At 47.1% G+C, this 242-nt stretch carries 1 protein-coding gene; it reads right to left on the bottom strand.

Annotation, left to right across the window (positions count from 1 at the left end):
* Positions 1-242: VCBS domain-containing protein (locus AB4351_RS21835; protein ID WP_372127175.1), on the bottom strand; the 242-nt coding region annotated here is incomplete at both ends.

Here is a 242-nt window from a genome sequence, read left to right as displayed (position 1 = left end):
GCATCATTGGTGCCATGAACGGTCACTGTGATATCTTTTTTAGCACTGCCATCAATAGATTCAACGGTAAAGGTTTGCTGGAAGCTTTCCCCTGCGCCTAAATGTTGGACTTTATCATTGTCAATATCGTATGACCAATGGCCCTTTGCGTTGATATTGAACCGACCACCTTCGGCGGTGGTGATGGTTTGTGCAATAAAACCGGCTTGGTCGTGATCGGGGTCAATCACGTGTAACGTGCC

Source organism: Vibrio sp. 10N.261.51.F11 (assembly GCF_041471665.1).
GTDB lineage: Bacteria > Pseudomonadota > Gammaproteobacteria > Enterobacterales > Vibrionaceae > Vibrio > Vibrio crassostreae_C.
This window is presented reverse-complemented; position numbering and strand designations above follow the sequence as displayed.